At 49.6% G+C, this 10326-nt stretch carries 11 protein-coding genes and 1 pseudogene; 5 read left to right on the forward strand and 7 right to left on the reverse strand.

Features of this window, described 5'->3' with window-relative positions; all coding sequences use genetic code 11:
- Nucleotides 1-501 (forward strand): acyl-homoserine-lactone synthase (locus FU672_RS24285; RefSeq protein ID WP_316043737.1); only part of this gene is annotated, 501 nt, incomplete at its 5' end.
- Here the strand turns inward: FU672_RS24285 and FU672_RS24290 are convergent.
- The 7 genes and pseudogenes from FU672_RS24290 to FU672_RS24320 form a co-directional block, all read right to left on the reverse strand.
- Nucleotides 487-1179: a helix-turn-helix transcriptional regulator gene (locus FU672_RS24290; RefSeq protein ID WP_148245163.1), complete on the reverse strand. Its 693-nt coding sequence runs from the start codon at nucleotides 1177-1179 to the stop codon at nucleotides 487-489. The two genes, FU672_RS24285 and FU672_RS24290, sit on opposite strands and share 15 nt — an antisense overlap.
- Before the next feature lie 365 nt (nucleotides 1180-1544).
- Nucleotides 1545-3050 (reverse strand): hypothetical protein, encoded by a 1506-nt coding sequence (locus FU672_RS24295; protein ID WP_148245164.1) that lies wholly within the window; start codon nucleotides 3048-3050, stop codon nucleotides 1545-1547.
- The gene (locus FU672_RS24300; protein WP_148245170.1) at nucleotides 3047-3592 is read right to left on the reverse strand and encodes a DUF3486 family protein; all 546 of its coding nucleotides are present in this window, start codon (nucleotides 3590-3592) and stop codon (nucleotides 3047-3049) included. The genes FU672_RS24295 and FU672_RS24300 overlap by 4 nt, the downstream gene beginning before the upstream one ends.
- Complete coding sequence (locus FU672_RS24305) at nucleotides 3592-3903, reverse strand: hypothetical protein (RefSeq protein WP_032636386.1); 312 nt, start codon at nucleotides 3901-3903, stop codon at nucleotides 3592-3594. The genes FU672_RS24300 and FU672_RS24305 overlap by 1 nt, the downstream gene beginning before the upstream one ends.
- Nucleotides 3896-4228, reverse strand: coding sequence for a hypothetical protein (locus FU672_RS24310; RefSeq protein WP_148245165.1), 333 nt, complete (start codon nucleotides 4226-4228; stop codon nucleotides 3896-3898). Before FU672_RS24310 ends, FU672_RS24305 begins: the two co-directional genes overlap by 8 nt.
- A 34-nt stretch (nucleotides 4229-4262) precedes the next feature.
- Nucleotides 4263-4760: a hypothetical protein gene (locus FU672_RS24950; protein WP_187360852.1), complete on the reverse strand. Its 498-nt coding sequence runs from the start codon at nucleotides 4758-4760 to the stop codon at nucleotides 4263-4265.
- Between the two features lie 355 nt (nucleotides 4761-5115).
- Nucleotides 5116-6549, reverse strand: a pseudogene (locus FU672_RS24320) (Tn3 family transposase); the annotation flags it as partial.
- A 1040-nt stretch (nucleotides 6550-7589) separates the two neighbouring features.
- On the opposite strand from FU672_RS24320, the gene FU672_RS24325 reads away from it, so the two are divergent.
- From FU672_RS24325 to FU672_RS24340, 4 genes are all read left to right on the forward strand, one after another.
- Nucleotides 7590-7985 carry a putative holin gene (locus FU672_RS24325; protein ID WP_148245166.1) on the forward strand — a complete coding sequence of 132 codons (396 nt, stop codon included), beginning with the start codon at nucleotides 7590-7592 and terminating at the stop codon, nucleotides 7983-7985.
- Between the two features lie 282 nt (nucleotides 7986-8267).
- On the forward strand, nucleotides 8268-8711 hold the full coding sequence (locus FU672_RS24330) for a hypothetical protein (RefSeq protein ID WP_148245167.1): 444 nt from the start codon (nucleotides 8268-8270) through the stop codon (nucleotides 8709-8711).
- 280 nt (nucleotides 8712-8991) lie between these two features.
- Nucleotides 8992-9486 (forward strand): lysozyme, encoded by a 495-nt coding sequence (locus tag FU672_RS24335; RefSeq protein WP_148245168.1) that lies wholly within the window; start codon nucleotides 8992-8994, stop codon nucleotides 9484-9486.
- 91 nt (nucleotides 9487-9577) lie between these two features.
- Entirely contained in the window at nucleotides 9578-10285 is a 708-nt protein-coding gene (locus FU672_RS24340) for a hypothetical protein (protein ID WP_148245169.1), read from the forward strand.
- Nucleotides 10286-10326 lie beyond the last annotated feature (41 nt).

Below are 10326 nucleotides of genomic sequence, written 5' to 3' on the forward strand. Positions count from 1 at the left end.
ATTCAGCGATCTGCTCAAATGTTATTACCCGATCTCGATGGATGTTATTGGGCGATCTCTATTCATGAAAATACGCACCCCACAATGATTAGTGAAGTATTCCATGAATATTTTGAGGATCTCGTTCTGCCAGTAGATATTCCGTGTTGTGAAATCAGCCGCCTGTTTCTCGACAAACAGCGACGCGATGAAAGCAATTTACGAGGGGTGGCTGTCAGCAAAGCTCTCTTTCTGGCGATGATAATTTACTGTCTTAAAAAGGGCTATCAGGGTATGCATGCTATTGTCAGCCGTGGTATGTACGCAATTTTTCGGCAGGCCAACTGGAAAGTTCAAGTCCTCAGAAAGGGACTATCGGAGAAAGGTGAAACGATCTATTATATTTTCATGCCCGCCAATGAAAATATAATAGAAGAGATCATCAGCAAAGATAAAAAAAACCTCTGGCTTCGGGAAATGCTCCGACAACTGCAGGGATTAACACTGTCAGACATCCAGTAATCTAAGTTCCATGCTTAATTTTACGGCGTGTCTGGCGTTGTTTACGCCGAGTTTTTTCATCACATTGCTCATGTGGAATTTCACCGTCCGTTCGGTTATGACGAGAATGGTTGCAATTTCTCCATACGTTTTCCCCGCATAAACCCACTGCAAAATCTGTTGTTCTCTGGGGGACAGAAAGGCTTTTTTCTTCTGGTCAATGTCGCTGTAGCGACTGAGCATCCTTTGATGCAGAGTTATAAAGAAAGACAGAGTGGTAGCACGGTTGGCTCTGAAATCAAAATCCATTTGCTGATAATTTATCAAAGATAAAACAGCCAGATTATTCATATAGTCGTGGAGCGGAAATGTATGACCCTGAATAATATTATGCCGGGAACTTTCATCAAAAATACGGGGTAGCGTGTAGCCGGATGAAACCATCATTTGATTGTCCCAAGCAAAATCCTCGACGCTACTTAACGCCCGTATAATAACGGGGTCGATAAACTGATATTTTCTTTCAAGATAAAGATCAAACCATTGCGGATTGTTATTAATAATATGCATCTGGGAAGGGTCTTTTTTATTCATAACCGCATAGGCATAGATTGTATGTCCGCCATCCGACACGAATTCATCCAGCTCGTGTTGAATGAATGAGTTGATATTGCTGTCATTATAAAACGAATCCTTCACATTGATAACCATCAGCAGCATTTTAGAGGAGGGAAGTATAGCGTATTTTTGGCTCTGTCGTGTAAACGGAGATGGTAATCGATGTGCCTGTCAATGATGGATTTCTGCCATCTTGTCTTTGATCCGACCTGTCATTTGCAAAAAAATGTTACAAAGTCATTCTGCAGCATGGTTAAAGCAGCTCCGGATTTACCCTGTCGATCTAACAGGGGTCTACGCCTAAACCGCCGAAAATTTCCAGTCTGTGATTTTTTAGTGATCTTTCGGAACCTCGATTACGCCATTAGCAATTTGAGGGGCTGGCGTTGTCATAAGCCGTATGGCAAGCCCGCAAAATTTTGGCGGCTTCCCGCTTACAACCCACATCAGTAACCCTCCAGCATACGGGCCGACTGGCGACGACGGCGTGAGCTTGCCTTCACCGGCCCTTTGTTAATTTCACGGCTGGCAAAGTACGCCAGCGCCAGCGAGATAGCTGAGTCCCCGTGGCGTTTGCCACTGTCCGACTTCGCTTTTGACCTTTGTTCCGGTACGCGGGGAACGCCGTTAACCACCTGAACGGCCCGCAGGTCGTCCAGCGTGTCTTCATCCTTCGGCAAATCAATCAGGTTGCCATCCTCCAGCGCCGCCTTAACCGGTGGCATATGCTCGCGGTACCAGCTCTCGGTGGGCATGACCTGTTTCACCCGGCTGGAGCCGTAGCGCTGCATGGCGTATTCGGCGAGGTAAGACCCGTTACCACGGGCATCAAGTGCCGCGCCCATCAGGTTTGGCAGGCCGTCCATCAGGTACCAGGTGATTTGTTCCTGCTGCAGCTCCATCACGAACGGTACGCGGCGTACCAGGTTCTTCTCCTGCAGCAGCGGATAGTCCACCGACAGGTCACCGCTGCGGCCAAAGTCACGCCCTAAAAACGAGCGGGCATCAGCGGGGAGCGCCTCCAGCAGCGGCTTCAGATTCTCATCCAGCCAGTCCTGCGTTTCACTGAAGCGCTCAGCGTCGGGCTTCAGCTCGTAGCCCTCCGGGCACGTCAGGCGCAGCACCGGCGTATCAGGTGACATGCGGGACTCAATCAGGGCGCGGGACAGCCAGGCACCACCGCCGTTGGCCGGGATACAGTCAAGCTCTTCGGACGCGCCGGTACCGTAGAACTTGTACACCGACGCCATCCACGCCTGTTCAGCGTCCTGCGTCCATTCCTTCCCGGTTCGCATGCAGACACGGTGAAACAAACCCTGCGCAACGGCTTCTTTGAAGGCAATTCGCTGTACGCTGCCCCCCTGACGCCCGGCACGGATATCGCCAATAAGCGTATTGAACGGATTGTCGTCACCGTCATGGGTGGAGATAACGCGCACCTTACCGCCCCAGATAAGCATCGCCAGCGCTGCTTTCAGCAGTTCGTCCAGTTGCTCATGGAACGCGGCCTCATCAATCACGATGATGCCCTGACGGCCACGCAGGTTAGACGGGCGGCTGGAGAGCGCGACAACGCGGAAGCCGGAGTCGGGAAACTTGATGGTGTAGGTCTTGATATGCTTGTCGTCTTCGTCCTCTTCCCAGAAACCTTCTTCAATCTCGCTGGCGGCGTAGTTGAAGGCCCGCGCCCACATGGCACAGGCCTGGATATACTCGACGGTCATGTCCTGGTTATAGGCAATGTAATAAACATTCATGCCACCCGCAGGTGCTGAAGAGGCAGCGGTCAGCACGTTATCGGACGCCTCTGCCCAGGTAATACCGGTTCGGCGGCTCTTCTCAATAACTTTGAGTGGGGACGTATCAGCTACCCAGCGCTGCTGGTAAGGCATTAGAACGGCTGGGATATCCAGCGCCGAGGTATCAGGCAATACAGGTGCCAGTGTGGTCATGATGCAATCCCCAGAATTTCGCGCTTCAGCGCCTGCACGGCATCGGTTGACAGACCACCCTTGCGGGCAATCTTCTCAGCGTTGCTGGCTACCTGCCGGGCGCGGTCACGGACTTCGCTCTGGAACTTCTTCAGGTTGACGGAGGCGCGGGACAGCGTGGCCACGTTTTTAGCGACCTTGGACAGCAGCGCCACGCGCTCCTGCGGATCGACTTCACCTTCATCGGCTTCCTGCAACTGGACGATGCTCTCGAACAGCTCGGTCTGGATCAGGGCGATGACGGCCTCCGAACGCGCATCCTGATCGTCAGCCGCACCTTCGGTCAGCATACGGGCCGCTTCGGTGGCCGCACGAATGGCACCATAGCGGCGCTCAATCTTCTGGCCATAGCGATGGATAGCCGATTTGCTGATGACGTAACCCTGCTCACGCAGCAGGGACTCCAGCTCTGAGTAGCCGCTGAAGCCAGATTCATTCAGCGCCCGCTCAAGCCAGCGCCGCACGTTTTCCGGCAGCTTATCTATCGTGCTGCGTCTGGCCATCATTCACTCCAGTACTTTTCCGGGCGGGCAATGCCGGGGCCGCATTCAACGGTATATTCCACCAGGTCAACGCCGAGGCGGGTCAGGTCGGCAAACCAGTCACCGGAAGGCTTCTTCTCCAGATCAACCATCTTGCGGTCAGCCAGGTAGTCCAGTTCCCGACGCAGCTCAAGATGGGTGGTGTCCGGGTAGATCGCGCGGGATACGTCCAGCAACAGCGTCTCGCTGGCGGTATACGGGCGGGTTTTGTTCAGAGCAACCAGCAGACTCCAGCGCAGGGATTCCCGGCGCACGCGGGCGATATCAACCATTGTGACCTCCTGTATGACGGTACTGTTGTACCACTTCCAGTTTGTTGTAGAGTGCGTCCAGCTTGGCCTCAATGACCGTCTGACCGCGGATATAGTCCTCACGACGGACATACTGAACCGGTAATTCAGCCTGAAAACGCAGGAATTCTTTTTCCAGCTCGCTCCAGCTGGAGGTGGAGTTCTGCAGCGCCTGCTCCAGTGAAGTGAACCGCGCCGCCTGACGATCCTCCGCTTTACTGAACAGCCATTTGGCCATCCCCCCGATAAAGCTCATGAAGGTGATGAGAAAACCCACCACCGTCCAGAATTCAACCTGCAACGTCATTTTTCTAATCCTTCTCGTTCGTCCAGCAGCCCGTTTATCTGGCTGCGCCAGACGCGGCACTGCCTGGCGTTGTCGATGATGTTGGCGAGGACGTCACGCTGGGAGACGCCTGAGTTGCGTAGCCCGGCGTCAGCGGCTTCAGGTTGCCCGGACGCTGTGCCAGCACCGGGGATAGCGGTGGTAGCGCTGCCTGCATGACCCGGTGAGCCTCAAAACGCCGGAAGAGCAGCGGATGGCGAAGATGCTGGCTGAAGAAGCCCGACGCCAGCAGCATCCGGAGGCCGTCCCGCATTTGCCTGGTGCCCCGGAACGCCCTGATGCCCTGCAACAGGCGGAGCGTGCTGAATACTGTGCACTGCAGCGTGAGGTTGAACAGTCCCGGCAGCAGGAACAGGCCGGGCTGAGTCAGGTCATACAGCAGGATCGTCAACAGGCGCGGCAGCGGGAAAGCGTGACCGATTAGCTTCACCGGGTTGAGCGCGAGATAGTGAAAGAGAAGGAAATTGGTGAGTAACCGGCATCTGTCGCGCAATATCAATGCCGCCAGTGTAGTTCCTGTGGAATACTTCTCCTATCAGTCACTCCAGCTACCAACACACTATTCGAGTCAGCCCATGAATGATGACAAAACCCGTCCGCTCCTGAGCCTGAAGCGTAAAGCCCCGCCAGCAGACACGTTCGCGAGGCGGGGGCAGACATCACGGGCTCCCGACGAAAAACGGTGGTGGTGAGCACCGGGCCAAAACGCAATAAAAAGCCGCTGCCGGATGACAGACCTCCCGCCTCCCGGATGCCTCAGCCGGGAGGCGGGCAACCCAAAAAGACAAAGAAAAAAAAGCAGCCCGCGCCCCACCCAAAAAGGCGGTGGAGGTGAACGAAAACTCACGTTAAGCAATGTTTTCTTCCTCTGACGCCTCTTTTAATGGCCGCAAATGTCCTTTTGTCACCAGTTCTGCCAGTGTGAAGGAATAATGGCCGAGCATATTGATATGCCCGTGGCAAAGCGGTGAGAGTCGTGCAATATCTTCATCATTCAGGGTCTCCCCTGTGCCCGGAGATGATCCAGGGCTGCCTGCATATAAATAGTGTTCCATAGCACGACGGCATTAGTGACTAACCCCAGTGCGCCCAGTTGATCTTCCTGACCGTCGGTATATCGCTTTCTTATCTCACCTTTCTGACCGTGACAAATAGCTCTGGCAACGGCATGGCGGCTTTCTCCCCGGTTTAGTTGGGTCAGAATGCGCCGACGATAATCTTCATCATCAATATAATTAAGCAGATACAGCGTTTTGTTGATGCGTCCCACATCAATGATTGCCTGAGCCAGTCCGGAAGGGCGCTCACTCTTCAGTAACGAGCGAACCAGCACCGAAGCCTGGACCTTACCCAGCTTCAGGGGTGCCTGCAGCCCGGATCATTTCGTCCCACTGAAGGACTATTTTTTGGGGATCTGACAGCCCTCTGGCAATATCATTCAGCACCCCATAATCAGCGTCATTGTCCATGCGCCAGAAAACCGAAGCACCGGCATCAGCCAGAAAAGACCAAAGACAAGATCGCTGGCCCCTACGGTATCGGTCATAATTTCGGTAGGATTCAGCCCGGTTTCCTGTTCCAGAAGACCTTCAAGCACAAAAAATTGAGTCCCTCAGCGTCCCCGGTATAACAATCCCATTAAAGCCGGAGTACTGAGCGGACATAAAGTTGTACCAGGTGGTCCCCCTGCTATGACCAAAGTATTTGCGGTTCGGTCCGGCATTGATTGTTCTGACTGGCATAACAAAGCGCATTCCGTCTGCAGAGGCCACTCCGCCACCACCCCAGACCTGTGCCAGTGGCAGCGTTGCCTGAAAAACAACCAGCCTGGCATTCGCACTGGTGATAGTTTCAGCCCGCAGGTAGTTGCTTTTGTCCAGCTCAGCCGGTGTCGGGTCAGGGCAGGACATTTGACCTTATCAGGGGTTCCAGACCGATATTGCAGGCCTCAGCCATCAATACGACGCTGATACTGACGGGCAGATCGTTAACTCTGGCGAGTGGAGAAATTGTCAGCCTGGCTTTGGGCCGGAAATATCCAGCTGGACCGCTTCGTTTTCGCCAAGGCGTGCGGCAACCTGCCTGTAACGGGAGTCCAGCTGAAGACCCAGCGATTTTATTGCGTCCTGTGGATTCGTCGGGTGCCCCAGAGAACGATAAACTTTAATCCGGTTTGCCTGCCAGTCTGCGACCTGTAGTAATTTTTCGCGGGGATCTCCCCACCGGTTACTGCCGGTAACGTAGACATCCCGCCGTCTCAAGCTGTCCTGCAGTTTACTGATTCATATGATACGCAAAGGACAATATCAACATCCGCAAAGTGATGGGTTATCATCCACAGAACATCCAGGAAGAAAAGCAGGGTTAATGGCGCTTATGAAAGAGTATTGTTGCGATAAATGGGTTATTGCCATAAATGAATAATGAATACCAGGACAGTCCCGGCACTCAATACACCCATGCATTTCCCGATGTCAATTGCTCTATTAGCATCGGCAGTTGGAAGGTGGATCTATGAACACCAGAGGGGTCTGCCTGCCCGTTGAAGCCGTTGTGCATATCAGTAATACCGGCAATCAGCCATGCTATCCGCTCATAAGGGCTCAGGTTGGGAATTGAATAGTTACAACATACAGATTAAGCAATATTTTCATCACCTGAAGCCACAGCACATTAATGAAACACTGAGCCCCTGCCAGCCTCAAACCCAGACATCAAGCATGTACAAGCGCACTTTCGTTGCTGATGAGCGGTATTGTACCGGGCCGAAGGCCCGGTTAATAAAATTGGATTTTATTTGTATGATGTAACTACAGCGCAGGGTGTCGCCTAAAGTCCGGGGTACACATTCACATTCGTAATGTGTCCGCTAACGCAGAGATACACCATAACGGCGGTTTAAGCCTTGTCGTGGCCATTCCGATGTAGTCCTGGACCTCTTTGTCCGGCAGGGAAGAGGGGGGGCCGGAAACAATTAAATCATTGGCTGACTACCCCGGGTCGCGGAACCATTGATATTTTTACGCTTTCATTTGTTAAGAACATGATAAGTATCCGGGTTCACAAACCTCTGGTTGGTTTATGTTTTGTTGAAATGACTGTGGCTGTTAAAATTACGTTGCTTCAATAAAGATGAAAAAGGATTGAATAATATTTAACAATTAAAACAATAGGTTATACATTTTAGTTTCATTTGTTAATTAGTTATGGCGATCATTTCATTAACCTCGATAGGTTGTGACTATCTATATGCGGCAACTGATCGATAATACCCATTTCAAAAACAATGACTTTATAATTAAGGTTTGTTCAGGGAAGCACAGTGGAGAAAAATATACCAACGGGTAGGTATATGCAGGACTTCTCTGGACTGATTGATATTCATCATTATGGTTACGATATGCTAACTTTCAATTTCAATAATACAGATATGAGCATTGCTGTAGCCTCTCTCTCGGGAGCGCTAGTCAGCGTTTTTGCACAGCAACGTTCTGGTCGCTATCATAAAATAACGGCTTTTTTTGTCTCTTTTACAATGGGAATAGTCGGTGCAGATGCAACACTGGAAATACTCGGAATATTTGCACCAGGGGTCTTCAGCGGTGAACGTGCAGTGGGGGCTTTTTTTTGTAGCGCACTTATAATTACCGTGATTATTAATATCATGCGGTTGATAGATTATAACATGAAAAAAAACACAGGAAAGCACGAGGAATGAATAGATAATGTCGGTGGTGCATTACCCCCCCCTATTCATGACAGACCCGCTTTGGTAATGATTAGGTAAAAAATGCTATGTGACGACAGCTGAATTATGCCTGGGAATCATTTAAGTAATACGATAAGCCGGAAGGGAACGATGGGGTGCCGTGTCAGGATGTATCTCATGCTTAACAGGTTATGAACCATATTATTTCGCGTTCCACACCTGGCGGAAATTTATTTACCCCGGGCTTTGATGTATACATCGATGCAGATATTTTACTAAGGAAAATAAAAAATGAGTTGTCCTACAGAAATTAGCTACTCATATCAATGGGCGGGATACGAAACAGCTTATTGCACTGATCAGTTTGATTTTTCTGGTTCTTTACTGATGAGACTGGTTTTTTTGAATAAATCTGGCGGAACCCTTTCATTGTCAACACCACAAGTATGGACTACAACCTCTCTGCCACCTGAACCGGCAGAAGAAACAGAACGTCCGGCTTTCCAGTTGATGAATACTCCTCAGGAAGTACATCCTGGAGAAAAATTTGTGATTGAAGGGATAGTTGATCTGTCTTTGGTCAAAACTGGCAATAAATATCTCGCATTCAGGCCTCAAACGCCTGATGGTAGTTGGTTTGATGATGTTGGAGCAAGAGCTCCTGTTGTATCAGCTTCATTTATCTGTCTGCCGGAAAAAGAAACAACGAAAATTATCACGAGTGGAATTGTGTGAAGTGGGCAATTAATATATAAGGTGGAACTCAGTGAGTTTTAAAATCATGATTGTAAATATCAAAGATGTCTTTTTTTGTTTTTCACGTAGCTCAATTGTGCCTTGCTCGGTGCTTAAAGGCATATAGAATAACCCGCAGCAGTTATTATTTTCATGGTTTTACTCATAAATGGCAGGTATATTTTCTCGTCATTTATGATGGTTACCACATGGTCACGCATAATGCAGCTATTTTATTATTTAGGGTGCGTCGTTTTCTATCAAAAAAACTGAGAATGCCATGGATATTATAAACAGAAACGCAGAGAAGAAAACCGGTGAAAAAGGCTTGGCACTGATTAAGCATTTTGAGGGGCTGCGCCTGCGGGCGTATCAGTGCTCGGCAGACGTCTGGACCATCGGCTACGGCCACACGGCCGGCGTCAGGCCCGGGGATGTGATAACCCCGGAACAGGCCGATGCGTTTCTGCGTGAGGATGTGGCGGATGCTGAACGCGCCGTGGGCCGTTTTGTCCGCGTTCCGCTCACGCAGTGTCAGTTCGATGCGCTTGTTTCCTTTACGTTTAATCTCGGTTCCGGAAACTTGCGTACCTCCACGCTGCTGAGATTGCTGAACGCCGGCGATTACCCGGGGGCCGCAGGCCAGCTGCTGCGCTGGGTTAACGCCGGCGGGAAACGGCTCCCCGGACTGGTACGGCGAAGGGAGGCGGAGAAAAATTTATTCCAGGGTGTAGATATTATTAACAACTCAGATCTATGCACAGACAGAATATAAATAGTTATCTTTCCTTCTGGTTTATTTTTATATCGGGCTGGTCTATATGAAATCAGCATTCCTTTTCCTTAAAAACACAAGGAAAACCACCATGAAGAAATCAACTCAATTCTTACCCCCACCTAATCTCCCACAGATGACTGAGTATTACACAATTAGTAAAAATGATATTGACGTTGGAGGTGGCGTATTTGTGAGAATAAGACCTTACGAAAACACGCGCGAAGGTGATTTCATCAATGTTATGTGGGATGGTATCAGCACCAGGGAAATTTTGATTAAAGATCCGTCCGTTGATTTTCCTGTTGTTTTTGTTATTACCTCAGACCTGGAACTTGGTAAACATGAAATTTTGTACTCTGTACAGGACAAAGCAGGTAACACTCTCAGCTCCGAAATTGTGAACTTAAATATTATTGAGGGCATGCCTGATGTGATTTATGCACCCCCGGTATTTATCGATGCTAGTAACGGTGTTATCACTCAGCAAAGTATTGAAATGAATAATGGTACTAACATAATGGTTTACCCTTATTCAAATATCGCAATTAATGACATGGTCACTTTATTCTGGACCGGGTTTGATGAAAATAGTGAGTCAGTAAAGAGTTATGTCGAAACCATGAAGGTAACGACTGGTAATATAAATACTGGCCTTCTCTACCATATAAGCATAGATAATTTTACTAACCTGTATGGTGGCGAGTGTTCTGCTTTTTACCAGGTAAGTAACAATTTGAGTATTCTTGGTATTTCAGATGATGGTAATCCCCCCATTCTTAACGGAGGTGACAAGTAGAATCAGGTCATGCGTTGAATATGTTGCATCGGTGTATAACC

It is taken from the genome of Enterobacter asburiae (genome assembly GCF_008080435.1).
GTDB classification, from domain to species: domain Bacteria; phylum Pseudomonadota; class Gammaproteobacteria; order Enterobacterales; family Enterobacteriaceae; genus Enterobacter; species Enterobacter asburiae_C.